The organism is Streptomyces sp. NPDC026500 (assembly GCF_055567635.1).
Window position 1 is genome coordinate 467,452 of the sequence record NZ_JBVHQB010000003.1, and the last position, 22,191, is coordinate 489,642.

The following is a 22,191-nucleotide window of genomic DNA, read 5'->3' on the forward strand; positions in this document are numbered from 1 at the left end:
ACGTGCCTCGACATGCGAGAACCGGGCATGTTGCCGGGCAGGTTTCGACCCGGCTGGCGTTGATCGTTTAAGACCCGGCGGAATGTTGTTCCGCCGGGCTGTGTGAGCCACGAATCACCCTTGTTCGCAAGGGTGAGGATTCAATTCTTTCGGAGAGTGCGATACGCGGCCACGAGGGCGGCGGTGGAGGGGTCGAGGCCTCTCACGTCGGCGCCCTCGGTCAGCGCTGGTTCCACACGCTTGGCGAGCACCTTGCCGAGTTCGACGCCCCACTGGTCGAAGGAGTCGATGTTCCAGATCGCGCCCTGGACGAACACCTTGTGTTCGTAGAGGGCGATCAGCTGGCCGAGGACCGAGGGGGTCAACTCGCCCGCGAGGATGGTGGTCGTGGGGTGGTTGCCCTCGAACGTCTTGTGCGGCACCAGCTCCTCGGGCACCCCCTCGGCGCGTACCTCGTCGGGGGTCTTGCCGAAGGCCAGCGCCTGCGTCTGGGCGAAGAAGTTCGCCATCAACAGGTCGTGCTGCGCCGCCAGTTCGTCGCTCAGCTCATCCACCGGGTTGACGAAGCCGATGAAGTCGGCGGGGATCAGCTTCGTGCCCTGGTGGATCAACTGGTAGTAGGCGTGCTGGCCGTTGGTGCCGGGCGTGCCCCACACCACCGGGCCGGTCTGCCACTCGACCGGACGGCCGTCACGGTCCACGGACTTGCCGTTGGACTCCATGTCGAGCTGCTGGAGATAGGCGGTGAACTTGGACAGGTAGTGCGAGTACGGCAGCACGGCGTGCGACTGCGCGTCATGGAAGTTGCCGTACCAGACACCCAACAGACCGAGCAGCAAAGGCGCGTTCGCCTCCGCCGGAGCGGTACGGAAGTGCTCGTCGACCAGGTGGAAACCGTCGAGCATCTCGCGGAACCTGTCCGGGCCGATCGCGATCATCAGCGAGAGGCCGATCGCCGAGTCGTAGGAGTAGCGTCCGCCGACCCAGTCCCAGAACTCGAACATGTTGGCCGTGTCGATCCCGAAGTCGGAGACCTTCTCGGCGTTCGTCGACAGCGCCACGAAGTGCCGCGCCACCGCCTTCTCCTCACCGAGCCCCGCCAGCAGCCAGGCGCGCGCGGAGGTGGCGTTGCTGATCGTCTCGATCGTGGTGAACGTCTTGGATGCGACGATGAACAGCGTCTCCGCCGGGTCCAGGTCCCGCACGGCCTCGTGCAGATCCGCGCCGTCCACGTTCGACACGAACCGCACGGTCAGCGAGCGGTCCGTGAACGAGCGCAGCACCTCGTACGCCATCGCCGGACCGAGGTCCGAGCCGCCGATGCCGATGTTGACGACGTTCTTGATGCGCTTGCCGGTGTGCCCGGTCCACTCGCCCGAGCGGATCCGCTCCGCGAAGCCCGCCATCCTGTCGAGGACCGCGAGCACGGCCGGCACCACGTTCTCCCCGTCGACCTCGACGACCGCGTCCCGCGGCGCCCGCAGCGCGGTGTGCAGCACCGCCCGGTCCTCGGTCACATTGATCTTCTCGCCCCGGAACATCGCGTCCCGCAGCCCGAACACATCGGTGGCGGTGGCCAGTTCCTGGAGCAGAGCCAGCGTCTCGTCGGTGATCAGATGCTTGGAGTAGTCGATCCGCAGGTCGCCGACCTGCACGACATAGCGCTCGGCGCGGGCCGGGTCGGCGGCGAACAGCTCACGCAGCCGCGGGTGGAGCAGCGCGGTCGCGCGGTGGTCCTCCAGGGCCACCCACTCGGGACGCCGGGTGGGCTTGGGGTAGTCAGACATGACGGGGGGTCTCCTTGGGGGCCTCGCCGCGCAGGGCGATGGCGTACATCTCGTCCGCGTCGAGGCGCCGCAGTTCCTCGGCGATCAGTTCGGAGGTGGAGCGCACCTTCAGCGCGAGGGTGCGGGAGGGCTGACCGGGCAGGGACAGCGTCGCCAGCGGGCCTTCGGGGCGGTCGATCACGATCTCGCCGTTGTCCGTGCCGAGCCGGACGGCGGTCACCACGGGGCCCGCGGTGACGACGCGTTCGGTCTTGACCTGGAGGCGGGCCTCCAGCCAGCGGGCCAGCAGTTCGGCGCTCGGGTTCTGCGCCTCGCTCTCGACGGTCGCCGAGATCACCTTCGTACGGGCCTGGTCGAGGGCCGCCGCCAGCATCGAGCGCCACGGCGTCAACCGGGTCCACGCCAGGTCGGTGTCGCCCGGCGCGTAGGACGCGGCGCGGGCGTCGAGCGCCTCGAGCGGGGCCTCGACGGCGTACATGTCGGTGATCCGGCGCTGCGCGAGGGCGCCCAGCGGGTCCTTGACCGGGGTGTCGGGCGCGTCCACCGGCCACCAGACGACGACCGGGGCGTCCGGCAGCAGCAGTGGCAGGACCACCGAGTCGGCGTGGTCGGTGACATCGCCGTACGTGCGCAGGACGACCGTCTCGCCGGTGCCCGCGTCGGAGCCGACGCGCACCTCGGCGTCCAGGCGGGAGTTGGTGCGGTCGCGCGGGGTGCGGACGACACGCCTGATGACCACCAGGGTGCGCGAGGGGTGTTCGCGGGAGGCCTCCTCGGCCGCCTTGAGCGCGTCGTACGCGTTCTCCTCGTCGGTGACGATGACCATCGTCAGGACCATGCCCACGGCGGGGGTGCCGATGGCACGGCGCCCCCGTACGAGTGCCTTGTTGATCTTGCTTGCCGTGGTGTCGGTCAGGTCGATCTTCATGGCCTGCGCCAGCTCCGTTCGTCTCGTGCGAGCATCTCGTCGGCTTCCTTCGGGCCCCAACCGCCCGAGGGGTACTGCGCGGGCTTGCCGTGCGCGTCCCAGTACCCCTCGATCGGGTCGAGGATCTTCCAGGACTCTTCCACCTCCTGGTGACGGGGGAAGAGATTGGCGTCGCCGAGCAGGACATCCAGGATCAGCCGCTCGTACGCCTCCGGGCTGGACTCGGTGAACGACTCGCCGTACGCGAAGTCCATGGTGACGTCCCGGATCTCCATCGAGGTACCCGGCACCTTGGATCCGAAGCGCACCGTCATGCCCTCGTCGGGCTGGACGCGGATGACGATCGCGTTGGCGCCGAGTTCCTCGGTGGCCGTGGAGTCGAACGGGGAGTGCGGGGCGCGCTGGAAGACCACCGCGATCTCCGTGACCCGTCGGCCGAGGCGCTTGCCCGTCCTGAGGTAGAACGGGACGCCCGCCCAACGGCGGTTGTCCACCTGGAGTTTGACGGCCGCGTAGGTGTCGGTCGTCGACCGGGGGTCGATGCCGTCCTCCTGGAGGTAGCCGCGCACCCTCTCGCCGCCCTGCCAGCTCGCCGCGTACTGGCCGCGCACGGTGTGCTCGCCCAGGTTCTCCGGCAGCTTGACCGCCTTGAGGACCTTGAGCTTCTCGGCGAGCAGCGACTCGGCGTCGAAGGCGGCCGGCTCCTCCATGGCGGTCAGCGCCATCAGCTGGAGGAGGTGATTCTGGATCACGTCCCGGGCGGAGCCGATGCCGTCGTAGTAACCGGCCCGGCCGCCGATACCGATGTCCTCGGCCATCGTGATCTGGACGTGGTCGACGTACGACCGGTTCCAGACGGGCTCGTACATCTGATTGGCGAAGCGGAGCGCCAGGATGTTCTGGACGGTCTCCTTGCCGAGGTAGTGGTCGATACGGAACACCTGGTCCGGGTCGAACACGTCGTGCACGATTCTGTTCAGCTCGCGCGCGCTCGCCAGGTCGTGGCCGAACGGCTTCTCGATGACGGCGCGCCGCCAGGAACCCTGCGGAGCGTCGGCCAGCCCGTGCTTCTTGAGCTGCTGGACGACCTTCGGGAAGAACTTCGGCGGTACGGAGAGGTAGAAGGCGTAGTTGCCGCTGGTGCCCCGGGAGGCATCCAGCTCCTCGACGGACGCGCGCAGTTGCTTGAACGCCGCGTCGTCGTCGAAGTCGCCCGGGATGAACCGCATGCCTTCGGCGAGCTGCTGCCAGACCTCCTCGCGGAACTCGGTCCGCGCGTGCTCGCGCACCGAGTCGTGCACCACCTGCGCGAAGTCCTGGTCCTCCCACTCACGACGGGCGAACCCGAGGAGCGAGAAGCCCGGCGGCAGCAGACCGCGGTTGGCGAGGTCGTACACGGCCGGCATCAGCTTCTTGCGGGACAGGTCGCCGGTGACACCGAAGATGACCAGACCGGAGGGGCCCGCGATCCGGGGGAGCCGGCGGTCGCGCGGGTCGCGCAGCGGGTTGTCCCAGTCGGGTGCCGGGACGCCGAGCGCCCCGGCGAGGGCCTCGGGCGTCAGACCGCCCGGTTCCACGGCCGCGTCACCCGATCCCTGCGGCGCGGTGGCCGCACCCTGCGGGTTGCCGTCGGAAAGCGCCTCACCCTTGGTCATTCCCCCTCAACTCCCTTGCCGCGCAGCGAGGTCGCCACCGCGTCGAGAAGATCTTCCCAGGCCGCCTCGAACTTCGAGACGCCCTCGTCCTCCAGCTGCCCGACGACCTCGTCGTAGGAGATCCCGAGCGCTTCGACCGCGGCCAGATCGGTACGGGCCCGGTCGTAGCCGCCGGTCACCGCATCGCCGTGGATGTCGCCGTGGTCGGCGGTGGCGTTCAGCGTCCCCTCGGGCATGGTGTTGACCGTGCCCGGTGCGACCAGTTCGTCGACGTACAGGGTGTCCTTGTACGCGGGGTCCTTGACGCCTGTGGAGGCCCACAGGGGACGCTGCTTCTGGGCTCCGGAGGACGCGAGGGCCGTCCAGCGGGCGCCGCCTTCCGCCGAGCCGTCGGCGGAGCCGAACACGCCCTCGTACGCCTCGTAGGCGAGTCGCGCGTTGGCGAGGGCCGCCCTGCCCTTGAGCGCGAGGGCCTCGTCCGTGCCGATCTTCGCGAGCCGCTTGTCGATCTCGCTGTCGACCCGGGAGACGAAGAAGGAGGCGACGGAGTGGATGCCGGCGAGGTCGATGCCTGCGGCCTGCGCCCGCTCCAGGCCCGCAAGATAGGCGTCCATGACCGCGCGGTAGCGCTCCAGGGAGAAGATCAGCGTGACGTTGACGCTGATGCCGAGGCCGATGACCTCGGTGATCGCCGGGAGGCCGGCCTTCGTCGCCGGGATCTTGATCATCACGTTCGGGCGGTCGACCAGCCAGGAGAGCTGCCTGGCCTCGGCGATCGTCGCGGCCGTGCGGTGGGCCAGCCGGGGGTCGACCTCGATGGAGACGCGGCCGTCGCGGCCGCCGGTCGCCTCGAACACCGGGCGCAGGATGTCGGCGGCGGCGCGCACGTCCGCGGTCGTCATCATGCGGACGGCCTCGTCGACCGTCACCCCGCGCACGGCGAGGTCGGCCAGCTGCTGCTCGTATCCCTCGCCGGAGCCGATGGCGGCCTGGAAGATGGACGGGTTGGTGGTCACGCCCACCACATGGCGGGTGGCGACGAGTTCGGCCAGATTGCCGGACGCGATCCGCTTGCGGGAGAGGTCGTCGAGCCAGATGGAGACGCCTTCGTCGGAGAGGCGCTTCAGGGTTGCCGCGGTCGCGGTCGCTTCGGTCACAGTGATCATCTTCCTTCGTGCGAACGGATCAACCGCGCAGGGCGGCAATGGATTCCCGCGCGGCGGCGGCGACGTTCTCGGCGGTGAAGCCGAACTCGGCGAACAGTGTCCCGGCGTCGGCGGAGGCGCCGAAGTGCTCCAGCGAAACGATGCGTCCCGCGTCGCCGACGTACCGGTACCAGGTCAGACCGATCCCGGCCTCGACCGCCACGCGGGCCTTCACGGACGGCGGAAGGACGCTCGCCCGGTACTCCGCGGACTGCTCCTCGAACCACTCGACGGACGGCATCGACACCACGCGGGTACCCACACCTTCGGCTTCGAGCTGCTCGCGCGCAGCGACGGCGAGCTGCACCTCCGAGCCGGTCGCGATCAGGACGACGTCCGGGGTTCCGGTGGAGGATTCCAGCAGCACGTAACCGCCGCGCGCCGCCTCGGAGTTGGCCGCGTAGGTCGGGACGCCCTGACGGGTGAGCGCGAGACCGTGCGGGGCCGGGTTCGTGGCGTGCCGCCTGAGGATCTCGGCCCAGGCGATCGCCGTCTCGTTGGCGTCGGCCGGGCGGACGATGTTCAGGCCGGGGATGGCGCGCAGCGAGGCGAGGTGCTCGACCGGCTGGTGCGTCGGGCCGTCCTCGCCGAGGCCGATCGAGTCGTGCGTCCAGACGTACGTCACCGGGAGCTGCATCAGCGCGGACAGCCGGACGGCGTTGCGCATGTAGTCGGAGAACACCAGGAAGGTGCCGCCGTAGATACGGGTGTTGCCGTGCAGCGCGATGCCGTTCATCTCCGCGGCCATCGAGTGCTCGCGGATACCGAAGTGCACGGTGCGGCCGTACGGGTCGGCCTCCGGCAGCGGGTTGCCCTCGGGGAGGAAGGAGGACGTCCTGTCGATCGTGGTGTTGTTCGAGCCGGCCAGGTCGGCCGAGCCGCCCCACAGTTCGGGGAGTACGGCGCCGAGCGCCTGGAGGACCTTGCCGGAGGCGGCGCGGGTGGCGACGGACGTGCCCTCCTCGAACACCGGCAGCGCGGTCTCCCAGCCCTCGGGCAGCTGGCCGGCGACGATCCGGTCGAAGAGCTTCGCGTTCTCGGGCCGCTCGGCGCGCCACGCGCCGATCTGCTTGTCCCAGGCGGCGTGCGCCTCGGCGCCCCGGTCGAGGGCCTGGCGGGCGTGGGCCAGCACCTCGGCGTCGACCTGGAACGTCTGCTCCGGGTCGAAGCCCAGGATCCGCTTGGTGGCGGCGATCTCCTCGGCGCCCAGCGCCGAGCCGTGCGAGGCCTCGGTGTTCTGCGCGTTCGGGGCGGGCCAGGCGATGATCGTGCGCATCGCGATGATGGAGGGGCGCCCGGTCTCGGCCCGCGCCGCCTCGAGCGCCGCGTGCAGCGCGTGGACGTCGATGTCGCCGCCGAGCGCGGGCTCGATCCGCTGCACGTGCCAGCCGTACGCCTCGTAGCGCTTGAGCACGTCCTCGGAGAAGGCGGTCGCCGTGTCGCCCTCGATGGAGATGTGGTTGTCGTCGTAGAGGAAGACGAGGTTGCCGAGCTTCTGGTGGCCCGCGAGCGAGGAGGCCTCGGCGGAGATGCCCTCCTCCAGGTCGCCGTCGGAGACGATCGCCCAGATGGTGTGGTCGAAGGGGGACTCGCCCGCGGGGGCCTCGGGGTCGAAGAGGCCGCGTTCGTAGCGGGCGGCCATCGCCATGCCCACCGCGTTGGCGGCACCCTGGCCGAGCGGCCCTGTCGTCGTCTCCACGCCCGCGGTGTGCCCGTACTCGGGGTGACCGGGCGTCTTGGACCCGTGGGTGCGGAACGCCTTCAGATCGTCGAGTCCGAGTTCATAGCCTGACAGGAAGAGCTGCGTGTAGAGGGTCAGCGAGGTGTGGCCGGGGGAGAGGACGAAGCGGTCGCGGCCGGTCCACTCCGGATCGGCAGGGTCGTGACGCATCACCTTCTGAAAGAGCGTGTACGCCGCCGGGGCCAGACTCATCGCGGTTCCGGGGTGACCGTTGCCGACCTTCTGCACGGCGTCGGCGGCCAGAATGCGGGCGGTGTCGACGGCGCGGCGGTCGAGCTCGGTCCAGGTGACTCCGTCGGAGCTCTGCGTACTCATCTTCAAGAAGTCCTCACGGGATGGGCGCTGACTGGGTCTCTGCGTTCAAACCTAAAAGTCAGACTTTTGCTGGGGAAGGTGCCCGTGTGTCAGCCTTCGGTGAAAGTGGGACACGCAGGGTCGTGGCGAGCCGACGCGAGAAGGACATGGCAGACAGAACCACCCAAGGCGGCACCGGGAGCGATGGCGGCCAGGACGGGATCAGGACGTTTCCGTTCCCGGCCGATCTGAGCCTGTCCGGCGTGGGCATGCAGGTCGGTGCGATGGGGACCGGGCGCACCTGGCACGCGGACGCTCCACTGGAACGCGTGCACCGCATCGACTTCCACGTCGTGATGCTCTTCCACGAGGGCCCCGTCCGGCACATGATCGACTTCGCCGAGTACGAGGCCCGCGCGGGCGACATCCTGTGGATCCGGCCCGGCCAGGTGCACCGCTTCTCCAGCACCGACCGCTACCGCGGCACCGTGCTGACCATGCAGCCCGGCTTCCTTCCCCGCGCGACCGTCGAGGCGACCGGCCTCTACCGCTACGACCTGCCTCCGCTGCTGCGCCCGGATGCGGGCCGGCTGGCCGCCCTGGAGTACTCGCTCGCCCAGCTGGAGCGCGAGTACGTCGACACGACCACGCTGCCGCTCAGCCTGCACACCTCGGTGCTGCGGCACTCGCTCACGGCGTTCCTGCTGCGCCTAGCGCATCTCGCGGCGAGCTCCGCCGAGGCGGCCCGCGAGCACACGGACACCACCTTCACCCGCTTCCGGGACGCGGTCGAGAAGGACTTCGCCGTCAACCACAGCGTCAGCGCATACGCCGACACCCTCGGATACTCGCGCCGCACCCTGGTCCGCGCGGTGCGCGCCGCCACCGGTGAGACACCGAAGGGGTTCATCGACAAGCGGGTGGTCCTGGAGGCCAAGCGGCTCCTCGCCCACACGGACATGCCGATCGGACGCATCGGGGTCGCCGTCGGCTTCCCGGACGCGGCCAACTTCTCGAAGTTCTTCCACCAGCACACGGGGGCGACCCCGGTGGCCTTCCGGGCCGAACTGCGCTGAGAGGGGCGGACCTCGTGGGTCCGCCCCTCGATCAGCTGTCCGGCCGGCCGGACGGCCGTGGATCACCGCCGTCCGGTGCCGGGTGGCTGCCCGGTCGGGCCTGGGGTGATCATCCGTCGGTTCGCCTGTCGGCGGCCGAAGGCGCGGCCGTCGAGGTCCCGGCCGCCGGAATCCCGGCGGCCCGGGGCTCAGTGCCCGAAGTCGAACCAGTTGACGTTCACGAAGTCCGCGGGCTGGCCGCTGGTGAAGGTCAGATAGACGTCGTGGGTTCCGGTGACGGAGCTCATGTTCGCGGGCACGGTCCTCCAGGACTGCCAGCCACCGGTGTTGCCGAGCGCGAAGCTGCCGACCGGAGTGCTCGTACGGCTGTCGAGGCGCACCTCGACCAGGCCGCTGACCCCGCTCGCCGCGCCGCTCGCGACCCGGCCGTAGAACTGGGTGGCCGCCGCGGAGCCGAAGTTGACGCCCTTGTAGAGCGCGTAGTCGCCGTTCGCGAGCGAGGCGATGTTCTGGCCGCCACCGGTGTCCGTGGTGGTCTCGGTGCCGACGCCCGCCTGCCCGTCGTACGACTCCGCCTGAATGGCGCTGTACGCGTCACGGTTGCCGGTGGGCGGCGGAGTGGTGCCGCCACCGCCACCGCCGGCGGACTGGAGCACCTGCACGTAGTCGACGACGAGCGGGTGGCCGGGCACCGTGCCGCTGTCCGGACCGCCGCCGAAGGCGCCCGGGAAACCGCCGCCCATCGCGACGTTCAGGATCATGAAGTAGCCGTGGTTGGTGGCGTTCGCCCAGGTGGTCGCGTCGACCTGGTTCGCCTTCACCGTGTGGAAGTTGACGCCGTCGAGGTAGAAGCGGATCTCCTCGGGGCTCGTCGACTTGTCCCACTCCATCGCGTACGTGTGGAAGCCGGCCTGGCACGTCGTCCCGGTGCAGGGGGTGTTGTTGCCGATGCCGCTGGTCTCGTTGCACGGGCCACCCGGGTTGGTGCCGCAGTGCATCGTGGCCCACTCGGTGTTGAGGCCCTGGACGTTCTCCATGATGTCCAGTTCGCCGACGCCCGGCCAGTTCTGGTAGTTGCCGCGGTAGGGCGCGCCCAGCGCCCAGAAGGCGGGCCAGTAGCCCTTGGCGGCGGCGCCGGTCACGTTCGGCATCTGCAGCCGCGACTCGATGCGGAGCTTGCCCCCGGCGGGCGGCTGGAAGTCGGTGCGCGTTGTCTCGATGCGACCCGAGGTCCAGTTGCCCGAGGCGTCGCGGCGCGGGGTGATCAGCAGATTGCCGCTGCCGTCCAGGGCGACGTTGTTGGTGCTGGAGGTCATCGTCTCGACCTCGCCGGTACCGAAGTTGGCGGGCCCGCCGGGGTAGCTGGTGCCCGTCGTGTACTGCCAGTTGGCGGTGTTGACGCCACTTCCGGCGGCCCCGTTGAAGTCGTCGAGGAAGACCTGGGACCAGCCGGTGGGGGGTGTGGGGGCGGACGCGTTCGCGGGCAGGGTGGCCGCGGTGGCGGCGACGGCCGCCAGGCTCAGCGTGCTGAACACGGCGATGAGCACGCGCCGGACGGAGCCGCGTCTGGGTGTGCCGGAAGTTTCACTCATGGGTGCCTCTTCGCGTACGGAGTGTGGGGTGCGCGGGTGGGGGTGTGAGAGCGCTCCCATGGCCAGTTGAGAGCGCTCTCACAGCAGCTGCGCGGCCAATGTGCTCTCTGTCACTCCGGTCGTCAAGAGGTGAAGCCGAGAAAGTCCTTTCGCTGCAGGGGAGTTCACGCCGTGAAAGAAGGGGCCACTTCGAACGAGCCTGCCCGTGTGGCCAGTTGGAGCCCGTCTTCGGGTGCGGCCGTCAAAGGGCGCTCCCGGCCGTCCAGTCGGCCCACGACAGGTTCCAGCCGTTCAGGCCGTTCGACGCGCCGACGGTCCGCTCGCCCGAGTTCTGGACGACCACCACGTCACCGAGCATCGAGCTCTCGTAGAACTTGTAGCCCGGCACGGAGCTGTCGTTCGCGCCCTTCGTGTCGTGCAGGCCGATGCAGCCGTGGCTGGTGTTGCTGCTGCCGAAGACCGAGGCCGAGGCCCAGTAGTTGCCGTGGATGAAGGTGCCGGAGGTGGTCAGGCGCTGAGCGTGCGGCACGTCCGCGATGTCGTATTCGTCGCCGAGCCCGACCGTCGAGGACTCCATCCGGGTCTCCTTGAACCGCTCGCTGATCACCATGATCCCGGACCAGGTGGTGTGGTCCGCGGCGCCGCCGCTGACCGGGTAACTCGCGAGGCTCGCCCCGTCCCGCTCGACCGTCATGGTCTTCTTCGCGAGGTCGATGGTGCTCACCTGGCGGCGGCCGATGTGGAAGGTGACGTCCTTGGACTGGACGCCGTAGACGCCGTCCGTTCCCTCGACGTCCTTGAGGCGCAGGCTCAGCGTGATCTTCGTGCCCGCCGCCCAGTACTGCGCGGGACGGAAGTCGAGCCGGGTGTTCCCGAACCAGTGACCGACCACCTCGACCGCCGGCTCCGCCGTCACCGTGATGGCCTTTTCGACGGCCGCCCGGTCCGTCACGGCCTTCGTGAAGTTGATCGACACGGGCATGCCCACGCCGGAGGTCGAATTCGCCTCGGGCGTGAAATAGCCCGCGAACGTCTCGCCGGGGGACTTCGTGACGAAGGTCGCGGTGTGCTCCGCGGCGCCCTCCGCTTTTGCCGTGACCGTGTATTTGGTGCCCGAGTACGGATTCCTGGCGGACGTCCACCGCGTACGGTCGTCGTTGAAGGATCCGGCCAGAGTGGAACCGTCATTGCCGGACACCTCGACCGTGGACAGCGTGCCGTCCGCCACGGAAACCTCGACGGGGCCGGTGAAGTCGGCCTTCTTCGTGCCGTCGGCGGGGGAGACCGTGACGGTCGGCGTCCTCACCTGGGACTTTGCCTTCGTCTCGGCCACGGTGCCGCCGCTCGCCGTCGAGGCCTTCCCCTCGGCGGCGTCCGCCGGGTCGCCGCATCCGCTCAGCGCGAGAGCCGGTACGGCGGCGCCGAAGGACGCGAGGATTCCCCGCCGCGACCAGGCAGGACGCCCCGGACGAGGCCCCGGCCGTCCCGGGGCCCCTGGCGCGTACTCGGGCCGATTCGATATCTCAGGGACGCCCACGGAACGCCTTTCCTCGGTTCTTCGCTCACCACCACTGCGGGTGCATCCTGCGCGACTTCCATGGGTTGATTCTTTGAATCCGGCTGCTCCAACCTGAGATTCCGGTGAAGACGCCCGGAGAGACGGCCTGAATCCACGGTTGCCGGGCCGCCTCGGATTGTGAACAGAGTATGAAGCGCCTTACCGGATCCCTGAGTTTTTCCGTGAGATCCCCTTCCGCGAGCCCTTTTCGGCCCTTTCGGTCGCACGAGTGAAGGAGTAGTTCCGCTTGCCGCTTCCGCCACAAACCACGCCGGAGGTATCCGTGAATCCAGCCCGTGAGCGGCACACCGTGGCCATCGTCGGAGCGGGCGCCGCCGGCACGCTCACCGCCGTGCAGCTGTGCGAGACGGCGGCCCGCCGCCGCACCCCCCTCGATCTCGTCCTTGTCGACCCCGCCCCCGAGGCCGGACGCGGCACCGCCTACGCCACCACCGATCCCCGGCACCGGCTGAACGTGCCCGCCGGCGGAATGAGTTGCTACCCCGACGACCCCGGCCACTTCACCCGCTGGCTGTGCCGGCACGGCGAACCCACCGTCAGAGGAACCGACTTCGCCACCCGCTACCGCTACGGCGCCTACCTCGCCGACACTCTGGCCCAGGCGATCGTCCACGCCCACGGCACCGTCGCCGTACACCGGCTGCGGACCAGGGCGGACGGCTGCGCCCCTGCCCCGGACGGCAGGCTCGAGCTCCGACTCGCCGACGGGGAAAGCCTGTTCGCCGACAGCGCGGTCCTCGCCACCGGACCGGCGGCCACTACCGGCGACTGGGCCCCGTCCGGACTCCGCACCTCCGAACGGTTCATCGGGTCGCCCTGGGCGCCGGGAGCCCTCGACGGGCCGCTCACCGAACCGGCCGCAGCTCTCGCGGAGGGCGGCCCGGGGGATGGCGTGAGGGACGGCGTGCGTGCCGATGTCCTGCTGGTGGGCACGGGGCTCACCGCCGTCGACCTCGCACTCAGCCTCGACCGTCCCGGGCGCACCGTGCACGCGCTCTCCCGCACGGGACTGCTGCCGCAGCCGCACGCGCTGAGCCCCGCCCCGGCGATGGCCGCACCCGAAGGGCTCGACGCGCCGACCCTGTCCACGCTGCGCCGGGCCGTCTACCGCCACATCGGCCGCGCCGTGCGCGCCCATGGCGACTGGCGCCCCGCGCTCGACAGCCTGCGCCCCCACACCGCGCGCCTGTGGCGCAGCCTCACACCCGAGGAACGTGCCGCGTTCCTGCGGCGGGAGGGCGCGCTGTGGAACACCCACCGGCACCGGATGGCACCGACGACGGCCGAGTCGGTGGCCCGCGCCCGCACGGCCCGGCGTCTGCGCGTCCACACCGGCAGGATCACCGACGCCGTCGCCCGGCCCGACGGCTGCGTGCTGCTCACGCTCTCCAACGGCGCGCGCATCACGGTCGGTTGGGTGATCGACTGCACCGGACCGGGGCCGCGCCCCGAAGACCCCCTGTGGCGCTCGCTGTTCGACACGGGCGCCGCCGTGCCCGGCCCGCTCGGCCTGGGCGTCGCCACCCGCGACGGCCGGCTCCTCGACGCCGAGGGCCGGGCCCCACTGCCGGTGTTCACCCTCGGCGCCCCGCGCCGCGGGGAACTCTGGGAGACGACGGCCGTCCCCGAGATCCGCGTCCAAGCCGCCGACCTGGCAGCGGAGTTGCTCGCACCACTGACTCCGCGGCCACGCCCCGCGCGCCGTCGGCCCGTCGACGCGCACGGGCTCCCGCTGTCCACCCACGCCGAGGCGGCGGCCGCCCACCGCACCGGCCTCGAACGGGTCCTCAAGGTCAGGGCCGGCGCCGAGGACGCCTTCACGCGCGCCGTCGCCCTCGACCCCGGCTTCGCGCTCGGGCACGCGGCCCTCGCCCTGCTCGGCCATGAGTGCGGCGCGGACGTCGACGTACCGCGGGCGCTGGCCGACGCGCAGCGCTGCGCGCGGGAACGGGCCGACGAACGCGAGCGCTCCTTCGTCGACGTGGTGACCCGCCGCGTGCACGGCGACTCCCCGGACGGAGGCGCCGGTGCTCTGCTCGGGCACCTCGCCGCGCACCCCGCCGACGCGCTGGCGCTCGCCGCCGCCGTGCCCACCATCGCCTTCTCCGGCATCAACGACCTCGACTCGGCCTACGCGTTGAGCCTGGTCGAGCGCACCTCGCCCGCTTACGACGGCCACTGGTTCCCCGCCTCGCTCCTCGCCTTCCTCCGCCAGGAACAGGGCCGCTACGACGAGTCCGCCGAGTTGGCCGGAGGCGCACTTGCCGCGGAACCGGCCTCCGGACACGCCGTGCACGCACTCGCGCACGTCCACTACGAGTCCGGGGCCCACGAGACGGGCCGCGACTGGCTGGACGTCTGGCTGTCGGGGCACGGACGCGGCGCGGTCCACCGGGCGCATTTCTCCTGGCACATCGCCCTGCACGAACTGGCCCTGGACGATCCCGCCGCCGTCCGCAGACGCTGGTTCGCCCAGCTCGCCCCGGGGCGGGTGACGGGCGTACGGGCCCTGGTCGACTCGGGATCGCTGCTGTGGCGGGCCCGGCTCAGCGACAGCTGGCAGGGGCGGGTACCGGCGGCGGACGTCCTCGACCATGTCGCCCGCGAGATCGTGGAACGGCCCGCGACCGCCTTCACCGCGCTGCACGCGGCGGTCGCCCTCACCGGCGCCGGTGACCTCGCGGCGCTGCGTCGGCTGCGCGACCACGCCGCCGGGGCCGACCCCGTGCAGCGCGAGGTCGTCGTCCCCCTCTGCGAGGCCTTCGCCGCCCTCGTCGAGGAACGCTTCCACGAAGCCGCCCGGGGACTGGACGCGCTCCTCCCCGTTCTCGGCAGGGTCGGCGGCAGCGCGGCCCAGCGCGAGGTCGTCGAGGAGACGCTGCTGTACGCCCTGGTCGCGGCGGGCCGCTGCGAGGCGGCCCGGCGCCTCCTGGACACCCGCCTCGACCGGAGCCATTCCCCCCGGGACCGCCGGTTGCTGGCCGCGCTGACCGATTGAGGGGTGACGCGTGACCGGCCGGCGGGGTTGCGTCGCCCGGTCGCGGGACGGCAACGGCGCCGGGCCGGCTGAAGCGGGCCGGTACCCGCCATCGGTGACGGGCGCCGGCCGCCTCGGTTGCTTCTGCTGCTGGGGTGGAGTGGTGGGGGTGGGGCGGGTGTTCTTGCCCGCGCTCGGGTGAGGCGTGTGGGCCCGTGTCCGCCATCGGTGATGGGCGCCGGATCGCCTCGGTTCGCTCCCGCCACCGGAATGGAGTGGTTGGGGGCAGGCCCACGCTTTGCCCGCGGTCCGCGTCAGGCGTGTGGCTCCGTCCGGGCCGTCGGGCGCCAGCCGAGGGCCCGGGAGATTCCGCGGGCCGCCAGTCGTATCGCCGGGATCAACGCCGGTACCTGCGCGCCGGCCTGGGGCACGACGAGCGACACGGCCGCGACGACGTTTCCGTCAGTGCCGCGCACCGGCGCGGCCACCGACAGGGCGTCGTCGGTCACCTGACGGGTGCTCACCGCGACTCCTGTACGCCGGACTTCGGCCAGAGCGCGCCGCAGGCGGGCGGGATCGGTGATGGTGTACGGCGTGTAGGCGACCAACGGCCCGGCGCAGTAGGCGTCCTGGAACGCCGGCTGCGCGTGTGCGAGCAGCGCGAGCCCGACGCCCGTCGCGTGCAGCGGCCAGCGGGCACCCACCTGAATGCGTACGCCGACGGACGAACGCCCGGCGATCCACTCGATGTAGACGACCTCGGCGCCGTCGCGGACCGCCAACTGGACGTTCTCGTGCGTCGCTTCGTACAGGTCCTCCAGGTACGGCAGGGCGACCTGGCGCAGCGCGAGCCCGCGCGGGGCGAGCGCCGCGACCTCCCACAGGCGCAGACCGACGTGGTAGACGCCGTCCGCGTCCCGCTCCAGCGCGCCCCACTCGGTGAGCGCGGCCACCAGCCGGTGGGCGGTCGTGAGGCTGAGGCCGGCCCGGCGGCTGATGTCCGTCAGGGACAGCGCCGTGTGCTCGTGGTCGAAGGCGGCGAGCACGGCGAGGAGGCGGCCGGGAGCGGACAGGGCGGTCATGAGTTCAGTTCGGTGTCCGCGATCCGTTGCAGCAGCGCGTGCAGGGTCTCCCGCTCGGCGGGATCCAGGGGCTGGAGCAGGTCGTTCGTCACGCGCAGCCCGGCCTCGTCCGTGTCGCGCAGGAAGGCGCGGCCGTCCGAGGTGAGAACGACGATCCGGCTGCGGCGGTCGTCGGGAGAGGGCCTGCGCTCCGCGAAGCCGAGCTTCTCCAGGTCGTCGACGAGCCCGACGATCGCGCTCGGGTCGTAGCCGAGCCGTGAACTCAGCTCCCGCTGCAACGCGCCCTTCGAGGTGGCGAGGAACCGCAGCAGCGCGTAGTGGCGCAGCCGCAGTCCGGACTCCTGGAGGAAGACGTTGAACAACTGGCCCGAGCGCAGGCCCAGCCGGTACAGCAGATAGCCGGTGTCCGCGTGCAGGCCGCGCATCCACGGCTCCTCGGCGTCGATGGGGACGGGGCCCCGGGGGTGTTCTGCGGCGCGCCGCTGACCTGCGATGACGGGCTCCCTGGGGCCTGGCCCCGGGCGGGGGCGGTTCGGACGTACGAACTCAGCATGTTGTATGGGTCGGACGACAACAACTATTGACGTCGACAATCATTGCTCCTGGCTTCGATCTCGTCGCAGCACCGCTTCCGTCTCGTAGCCACCCGCTGCGGCGTCACAGCCGTACCCGCTGCGCGTCCGCAGTCGTGGCCGCTGTAGACGCGAGGCCGACTCCGGCGGGCAGCCGCGCTCCGGGCGGGCTCCCGCACCACGTGATCGCGGCCCGTTCTCGCCTCGGTCGAGGACGTGCCGGGCGGAGCGCAGATCGCCGTCGGCGGCACGGTGGAGATCGACGGCGGCGGGAAGCCCGCCGCCGTCCTGCAGAGCCTGTCGCGGTTCTACGTCCGAGGCTCGGGGGTTCCGGCGCCCCTCCGGGCCCCCTCCCCACCAGCCTCCTACTTGAGCCGGTACGCATACACGGAAGTCGCGACGCCGCACACGCCGGGCTGGACCACCTCGGCGCGCAGGGTCCCGCTCGCCGTGTCGTAGTCGACGCCCTCCGCCTCGTACGTCCCGTCCGTGCACAGGCTGCGCTGCGGCAGGGCGAAGAGGCTGGTGACGTGTCCCGTGACCGGCCGGCCGTCCACCTTCCGCTCCAGGTCGACCTGGAGCAGCGGCCGGTCCTCGGGGAAGAGGGCGCGTGAGCTGTCGTCCGAGGCGCAGAGCAGCCGGGTGTCCTCGACGAAGTCGCAGCCCTGGATGTCGCGGACGGGTCTGTCGAGAGTGATCTGCCCGGCCTGCGGCAGGGCGCCGCCGGTGGGCGGGGTCGACGGGTTGAGCAGCGGGGCGGGGAAGACCTGGAGCCGGTTCTGGTCGCCCCACTCCCCGGACACCAGCCACTGCCCGTCGGGCGACACGGTCGCGAAGGAGTTGTTCAGTTTCTCGCCCGGGTCGAGCTGGTGGACGTACTCGAAGCGCCTGCCCGCGGGTGTGGTGACGGCGAACATCTTCGAGGTCGCCGTGTCCGGCCCCTGGTAGGCGTCGAACACGGAGCCCCGGGCGATGTCCGGGTCGCCCACATGGTTCCAGCCCTTGATGCGCAGGACGAGCGGAATGGAGGCGAGTCCGCGGTGCAGCAGCGAGCCGTCCGCGCGGCTCGCCAGCCCCTGTCCACCGCTCAGCGAGTCGACGTACGACGTGCCGGTCTCCGTCCACACGGGTTCGCCGGCCACCGCGGACGACGTACTCATGCCGACCGTCAGGGCACCCAACAGGCATGCGAGGGACAGTAAGTGACGTTCCATCAGCAACCTTCCACATCGACGAACACCGGGTTGGAATAGAACCATGTGTCGACCCACGGGTCACCGTTTCCGGGCACGTGCGGAATCGGACCGTGCGGGTCGATCGCCGCACCGAGGTACCCGGCGCCGTTCCTGTTGCCGTCGCTGCCGCGCAGCCTCACGTAGAAGCGGGCCACCGTCGCCGCTGCCCGTCGCGTGCGAGGCGACGAGAGCCAGGGCCCGCGCGCCGAGGGACTCGACGTGGTGGTGACGGACGAGGGTGTGGACGCGGTGGCACGCTGCTTCCTGGAAGATGTGGGTGAAACAGGTGGTCGTGGCGTGCTTCCTCGCCGCGCGGCCCGCGTCCCCGCACGAACTGCGAAGGTGGTACTTGCGTGAGGCTGACCATTCTGGGCGGCGGCGGATTCCGCGTCCCGCTCGTGTACGGGGCGCTCCTCGGGGACCGCGCCGAGGGCCGCGTCACCCGGGTCGTACTGCACGACCTGGACGCGGGACGGCTCTCCGCCGTGGCCCGCGTCCTCGCCGAGCAGGCGGCCGGGAACCCGGACGCTCCGGAGGTGACCGTCACCACCGACCTCGACGAGGCCCTGCGCGGTGCCGACTTCGTCTTCTCCGCGATCCGGGTGGGCGGCCTGGAGGGGCGGGCGGCGGACGAGCGCGTCGCCCTCGGCCAGGACGTCCTCGGCCAGGAGACGGTCGGCGCGGGCGGTATCGCGTACGGCCTGCGGACGGTGCCGGTCGCCGTGGACATCGCGCGGCGGGTGGCCCGGCTCGCGCCCGACGCCTGGGTCATCAATTTCACCAATCCGGCCGGACTGGTCACCGAGGCCATGTCCCGCCACCTCGGCGACCGCGTGATCGGCATCTGCGACTCGCCGGTCGGCCTCGGGCGCCGGATCGCCAAGGTGCTCGGCGCGAACCCGCGCGAGGCGTGGATCGACTACGTCGGCCTCAACCACCTCGGCTGGGTACGGGGGCTGCGCGTCGCGGGCCGCGACGAACTCCCGCGACTGCTGGCCGACCCCGGGCTGCTCGGCTCCTTCGAGGAGGGCAGGCTCTTCGGCCCGGAGTGGCTCCAGTCGCTGGGCGCCGTCCCCAACGAGTACCTGCACTACTACTACTTCAACCGCGAGACCGTCCGCGCCTACCAGCGGGCCGAGAAGACACGCGGCGCGTTCCTGCGCGACCAACAGGCCCGGTTCTACGACGAGATGAAGCAGTCCGACACCGCGGCCCTTGCCGCCTGGGACCGTACCCGCGCCGAGCGCGAGGCCACCTACATGGCGGAGAACCGGGACGCGGCCGGTGCCGGAGAACGCGACGACGACGACCTCTCCGGCGGCTACGAGAAGGTGGCGCTCGCCCTGATGCGGGCCATCGCCCGTGACGAACGCACCACCCTGATCCTCAACGTCCGCAACCGCGGCACGCTGAGCGTCGTCGACGCGGAGGCCGTCATCGAGGTGCCCTGCCTGGTCGACGCCAACGGCGCGCACCCCGTCGCCGTCGAACCGTTGCCCGGCCACGCCACCGGACTGGTGTGCGCGGTCAAGGCGGTGGAGCGGGAGGTGCTCTCCGCAGCCGGGTCGGGGTCCCGTACGACAGCGGTGAAGGCCTTCGCCCTGCACCCGCTCGTCGACTCCGTGAACGTGGCACGCGCACTGGTCGACGGCTACACGGCCGTACATCCGGGCCTGGCCTACCTGAAGTAGAGCCCTGTCAAGGCGGGATACGGCCGGGAGGTGGAAGGACAGGAAGAGGAGACGACCGCGGAGTCGAGGAGCACTTCCACGGCGCCCGGGTTCCGCACGGACTCGGCGCCCGCGGGTGTTGCCCGAGTCCGTCTCGATGACGCCCGCTTTGTGCACCGGACTTGCCGACGCCTTGACGATCCGTTTCCGCCGTGTTCAACCGGACGTCTGTGCCCGCGTTGTGTGTTGTGCCTAAGGTCCCTGAGTGCTTCAAGTGCCTCGAAGAAAGGGACTCGTGACTCCTCCCCCTCGTAAATGAGGGGGCTTCTCACTCGACTCCAAGGAGTTTCATGACGGCCAAGCCCTGACCGCTGCCAGAGGCAGATGCAAAGCATATACGCCGCTTCGAGGCTCCGGTACTCAGGACGCGTTTCCGGCCCGTCCTGAAGGCCGGGATTCCCACGCAAGGAGAAGGATGGACAGACCTCTCGCCGTCCGGGCTCGCGGGATCACCAAGTGCTTCGGCGACGTCGTCGCACTCGACGGCGTCGATCTGGATGTGGCGCGAGGTCAGATCCACGGGCTGGTCGGACCGAACGGCGCCGGCAAGACGACCCTGCTCGGTCTCCTGCTGGGCCTGGCCCTCGCCGACGAAGGCCGCCTGGAGATCCTCGGCACCCCGCTCAGACGGGCGCTCGCCGCCCCCGACGGTGTCGCCGGTTTCGTGGACGGGCCCGGCCTCTACCCCTCGCTCACCGCCCGTCAGAACCTCGCCGCCCTGGCCGCACTCCGCGGCCAGGGCGCGCGTTCGGCCGGGGTCGACGACGTGCTCGACCAGGTCGGGCTCACCGATGTCGCCGACGACCCGGCCCGCGGCTACTCCCTCGGTATGCGTCAGCGGCTCGGCCTCGCCGCCGCCCTGCTCATCAAGCCCCGGCTGCTGGTGCTCGACGAACCGTCCAACGGCCTCGACCCGGCCGGCAAACGACATGTGCACGGTGTCCTCAACCGGCTCGCGGCGAACGGAACCGCTGTCGTCCTCTCCAGCCACCGCATGGACGACCTCCAGGCGCTGTGCTCCGAGGTCACCATCCTCGCGACCGGACGGGTCGTCTTCTCCGGCCCGCTGAGCAAGCTCGCCGCCGAGAACCGTGAACTCGACTTCCGGGTACTCACCTCCGACCCCGGAGCCGCCCGCCTGCTGGCCCTCGACACGGCCGGGATCCGGGTCCTCGACGACGCGCCACGGCACGACGCCGACGTGCTCGTCGTACGCGCACTGGTGCCCGCCGTCGACGAACTGGTCGTGCGGCTCGTGCGCGCCGGCATCGCGCTGCGCGAACTCGCCCCCGTGGTGTCGCCTCTCGAAGCCGCGTTCCTCGCCCTCACCGAACAGAAGGAGACCGGCGGATGACCGCGACCGTCGCCGAGGACGGTGACCTCGGAGCGCAGGGTCTGGAGGAAGCCGTCGCCGCCGCGCCTCGTGTCTCGGTCGCGTGCGCCTACCGCTTCGAGGTGGTCAAACTCGTCTCGCAGTGGCGGATCCGCCTGCTGGTCCTCGCCTGCTGGATCGTGCCGGCGCTCTTCGTCGCCGCTGTGAGCCGGCAGGGCACACTGCCCGTCGACACGCTCTTCGGCCGCTGGATGCACGCCACCGGGTGGGCCGGGGCGCTGGTGACGCTCGGATTCGCGGGCACCTGGGCGCTCCCGCTGCTGACCTCGGTCGTCGCCGGCGACGTGTTCGCCGCCGAGGACCGGCTCGGCACCTGGCGCCATCTGCTCGTGGCGGTCCGCTCGCCGCGCCGGATCTTCGCGGCGAAGGCACTGGCCGGCCTCACCGTCATCCTGCTGCTCGTGGCCGGACTGGTCGCCTCCAGCTCCGCCGGAGGGGCCGTGGCGGTCGGCGACCAGCCGCTGGTCGGGCTCGACGGCCACCTCCTGACACCGGCGGACGCCGCCGGCAAGGTCCTGCTCGCCTGGGTCTGCGTCCTCGCCCCGACCCTGGCCCTCGCCGCGGTCGGACTGCTCGGGTCCATCACTCTGGGACGGTCCCCGATGGGACTGCTGCTGCCCGCTCTCGTCGCGCTCGCGATGCAGCTCGCCCAGATGATGCCGCTCCCCGTCGCCGTGCGCCTCGCCCTGCCCAGCTACGCCTTCATCTCCTGGAGCGGTCTGTTCACCAGCCCCGCCCAGCTCGGCCCGCTCCTGATCGGCATCGGGGTCAGCCTGCTGTGGGCGGTGACCGCGACCGCGCTGGCCTATGTGCTCTTCATGCGGCGCGACTTCACCGACGCGGCGCACGACGGCTCGGGCCGCAGCGCGGTCACCGCCGGAGTCCTGCCGCTCGTCGGACTGGCCGCCGTGACCGTCGCTGTCGTCGGCGCCGCTACGGGGGCCACGGGCTCCGGGATCGAACAGGACAAGGTGCAGCGGTCGGCCGCCACGGCGTTCGCCCACCTCTACCGGCTCCAGACCAGGCAGCTCAACCGCCCCGCCGTCACGGAGGCGCAGCTGAAGGTCACGGCGGCCTGCGACAAGGGCAGCGTCAAGGTCGCGGCCGAGGGGCCGGGCAACGACTGGCGCTGTGTCGTCTCCTGGCATCTCCCCGGCGTCGACGCGGTGGGGACGGCCGTCTACCAGCTCGATGTCACTCCGGACGGCCGATTCATGGCCGACGGCGACGGACCGAAGGAAGTGAACGGCTATTTCCTGGTCCGGACGCCGACCGGGGACGCACCGAACCCGCTGTGGCAGTTCGACGGCAACGTCGACCTGCTCGCCACCTCGAAGGGATGACT

At 71.0% G+C, this 22,191-nt stretch carries 16 protein-coding genes and 1 pseudogene; 6 read left to right on the forward strand and 11 right to left on the reverse strand.

All coding sequences use genetic code 11. The annotated features are described in order from the left end of the window. Positions 1-140 precede the first annotated feature (140 nt). From pgi to tkt, 5 genes are read right to left on the reverse strand one after another with little or no spacing between them, the layout of a single operon-like run. Positions 141-1,787 carry a glucose-6-phosphate isomerase gene (gene pgi / locus ACZ4N5_RS07885; protein ID WP_467756218.1) on the reverse strand — a complete coding sequence of 549 codons (1,647 nt, stop codon included), beginning with the start codon at positions 1,785-1,787 and terminating at the stop codon, positions 141-143. Further along, entirely contained in the window at positions 1,780-2,715 is a 936-nt protein-coding gene (opcA, locus tag ACZ4N5_RS07890; RefSeq protein ID WP_467756219.1) for a glucose-6-phosphate dehydrogenase assembly protein OpcA, read from the reverse strand. The genes pgi and opcA overlap by 8 nt, the downstream gene beginning before the upstream one ends. Further along, positions 2,712-4,370: a glucose-6-phosphate dehydrogenase gene (zwf, locus tag ACZ4N5_RS07895; RefSeq protein ID WP_467756220.1), complete on the reverse strand. Its 1,659-nt coding sequence runs from the start codon at positions 4,368-4,370 to the stop codon at positions 2,712-2,714. The genes opcA and zwf overlap by 4 nt, the downstream gene beginning before the upstream one ends. After that, a complete protein-coding gene (gene tal / locus ACZ4N5_RS07900; protein WP_467756221.1) occupies positions 4,367-5,536 on the reverse strand; it encodes a transaldolase in 1,170 nt (389 codons plus the stop codon). Before tal ends, zwf begins: the two co-directional genes overlap by 4 nt. 19 nt (positions 5,537-5,555) lie before the next feature. Continuing rightward, positions 5,556-7,631 (reverse strand): transketolase, encoded by a 2,076-nt coding sequence (gene tkt, locus ACZ4N5_RS07905; RefSeq protein ID WP_467756222.1) that lies wholly within the window; start codon positions 7,629-7,631, stop codon positions 5,556-5,558. A 146-nt stretch (positions 7,632-7,777) separates the two neighbouring features. On the opposite strand from tkt, the gene ACZ4N5_RS07910 reads away from it, so the two are divergent. Beyond that, entirely contained in the window at positions 7,778-8,686 is a 909-nt protein-coding gene (locus ACZ4N5_RS07910; protein ID WP_467756223.1) for a helix-turn-helix domain-containing protein, read from the forward strand. Between the two features lie 188 nt (positions 8,687-8,874). Here ACZ4N5_RS07910 and ACZ4N5_RS07915 read toward each other — a convergent pair whose 3' ends face one another. Continuing rightward, positions 8,875-10,278, reverse strand: a complete 1,404-nt coding sequence (locus ACZ4N5_RS07915; protein WP_467756224.1) for a glycoside hydrolase family 16 protein — start codon at positions 10,276-10,278, stop codon at positions 8,875-8,877. A 241-nt stretch (positions 10,279-10,519) separates the two neighbouring features. Continuing rightward, positions 10,520-11,815: a L,D-transpeptidase gene (locus ACZ4N5_RS07920; protein ID WP_467756225.1), complete on the reverse strand. Its 1,296-nt coding sequence runs from the start codon at positions 11,813-11,815 to the stop codon at positions 10,520-10,522. Positions 11,816-12,119: 304 nt separating this feature from the next. Between ACZ4N5_RS07920 and ACZ4N5_RS07925 the strand changes: the two genes are divergently transcribed. Further along, a complete protein-coding gene (locus ACZ4N5_RS07925) occupies positions 12,120-14,855 on the forward strand; it encodes an FAD/NAD(P)-binding protein (RefSeq protein WP_467756226.1) in 2,736 nt (911 codons plus the stop codon). Positions 14,856-15,148: 293 nt separating this feature from the next. Here ACZ4N5_RS07925 and ACZ4N5_RS07930 read toward each other — a convergent pair whose 3' ends face one another. Then, positions 15,149-15,916, reverse strand: coding sequence for an IclR family transcriptional regulator (locus ACZ4N5_RS07930; protein WP_467756227.1), 768 nt, complete (start codon positions 15,914-15,916; stop codon positions 15,149-15,151). Then, positions 15,913-16,341 (reverse strand): MarR family winged helix-turn-helix transcriptional regulator, encoded by a 429-nt coding sequence (locus ACZ4N5_RS07935; RefSeq protein WP_467756228.1) that lies wholly within the window; start codon positions 16,339-16,341, stop codon positions 15,913-15,915. Before ACZ4N5_RS07935 ends, ACZ4N5_RS07930 begins: the two co-directional genes overlap by 4 nt. Positions 16,342-16,686: 345 nt before the next feature. Between ACZ4N5_RS07935 and ACZ4N5_RS07940 the strand changes: the two are divergent. Next, positions 16,687-16,800 (forward strand): annotated as a pseudogene (locus ACZ4N5_RS07940) (MaoC family dehydratase); the annotation flags it as partial. Between the two features lie 53 nt (positions 16,801-16,853). On the opposite strand, the gene ACZ4N5_RS07945 reads toward ACZ4N5_RS07940, so the two are convergent. After that, complete coding sequence (locus ACZ4N5_RS07945; RefSeq protein WP_467756229.1) at positions 16,854-17,702, reverse strand: hypothetical protein; 849 nt, start codon at positions 17,700-17,702, stop codon at positions 16,854-16,856. Further along, positions 17,702-17,878: a hypothetical protein gene (locus ACZ4N5_RS07950; protein ID WP_467756327.1), complete on the reverse strand. Its 177-nt coding sequence runs from the start codon at positions 17,876-17,878 to the stop codon at positions 17,702-17,704. The genes ACZ4N5_RS07945 and ACZ4N5_RS07950 overlap by 1 nt, the downstream gene beginning before the upstream one ends. Positions 17,879-18,076: 198 nt before the next feature. Between ACZ4N5_RS07950 and ACZ4N5_RS07955 the strand changes: the two genes are divergently transcribed. From ACZ4N5_RS07955 to ACZ4N5_RS07965, 3 genes are all read left to right on the forward strand, one after another. After that, positions 18,077-19,414, forward strand: a complete 1,338-nt coding sequence (locus tag ACZ4N5_RS07955; RefSeq protein ID WP_467756230.1) for a 6-phospho-beta-glucosidase — start codon at positions 18,077-18,079, stop codon at positions 19,412-19,414. 454 nt (positions 19,415-19,868) lie between these two features. Then, a complete protein-coding gene (locus tag ACZ4N5_RS07960) occupies positions 19,869-20,807 on the forward strand; it encodes an ABC transporter ATP-binding protein (RefSeq protein ID WP_467756231.1) in 939 nt (312 codons plus the stop codon). Then, positions 20,804-22,189, forward strand: a complete 1,386-nt coding sequence (locus tag ACZ4N5_RS07965; RefSeq protein WP_467756232.1) for an ABC transporter permease — start codon at positions 20,804-20,806, stop codon at positions 22,187-22,189. The genes ACZ4N5_RS07960 and ACZ4N5_RS07965 overlap by 4 nt, the downstream gene beginning before the upstream one ends. Positions 22,190-22,191: the final 2 nt, after the last annotated feature.

What these genes read in the sequence shown, in the direction of transcription:
- tkt (WP_467756222.1), bottom strand. Translation starts at nt 7,631, where the DNA reads ATGAGTACGCAGAGCTCCGACGGAGTCACCTGGACCGAGCTCGACCGC.
- ACZ4N5_RS07915 (WP_467756224.1), bottom strand. Translation starts at nt 10,278, where the DNA reads ATGAGTGAAACTTCCGGCACACCCAGACGCGGCTCCGTCCGGCGCGTG.
- ACZ4N5_RS07960 (WP_467756231.1), top strand. Translation starts at nt 19,869, where the DNA reads ATGGACAGACCTCTCGCCGTCCGGGCTCGCGGGATCACCAAGTGCTTC.
- ACZ4N5_RS07945 (WP_467756229.1), bottom strand. Translation starts at nt 17,702, where the DNA reads ATGGAACGTCACTTACTGTCCCTCGCATGCCTGTTGGGTGCCCTGACG.
- ACZ4N5_RS07965 (WP_467756232.1), top strand. Translation starts at nt 20,804, where the DNA reads ATGACCGCGACCGTCGCCGAGGACGGTGACCTCGGAGCGCAGGGTCTG.
- pgi (WP_467756218.1), bottom strand. Translation starts at nt 1,787, where the DNA reads ATGTCTGACTACCCCAAGCCCACCCGGCGTCCCGAGTGGGTGGCCCTG.
- zwf (WP_467756220.1), bottom strand. Translation starts at nt 4,370, where the DNA reads ATGACCAAGGGTGAGGCGCTTTCCGACGGCAACCCGCAGGGTGCGGCC.
- tal (WP_467756221.1), bottom strand. Translation starts at nt 5,536, where the DNA reads ATGATCACTGTGACCGAAGCGACCGCGACCGCGGCAACCCTGAAGCGC.
- ACZ4N5_RS07910 (WP_467756223.1), top strand. Translation starts at nt 7,778, where the DNA reads ATGGCAGACAGAACCACCCAAGGCGGCACCGGGAGCGATGGCGGCCAG.
- opcA (WP_467756219.1), bottom strand. Translation starts at nt 2,715, where the DNA reads ATGAAGATCGACCTGACCGACACCACGGCAAGCAAGATCAACAAGGCA.
- ACZ4N5_RS07935 (WP_467756228.1), bottom strand. Translation starts at nt 16,341, where the DNA reads ATGCGCGGCCTGCACGCGGACACCGGCTATCTGCTGTACCGGCTGGGC.
- ACZ4N5_RS07930 (WP_467756227.1), bottom strand. Translation starts at nt 15,916, where the DNA reads ATGACCGCCCTGTCCGCTCCCGGCCGCCTCCTCGCCGTGCTCGCCGCC.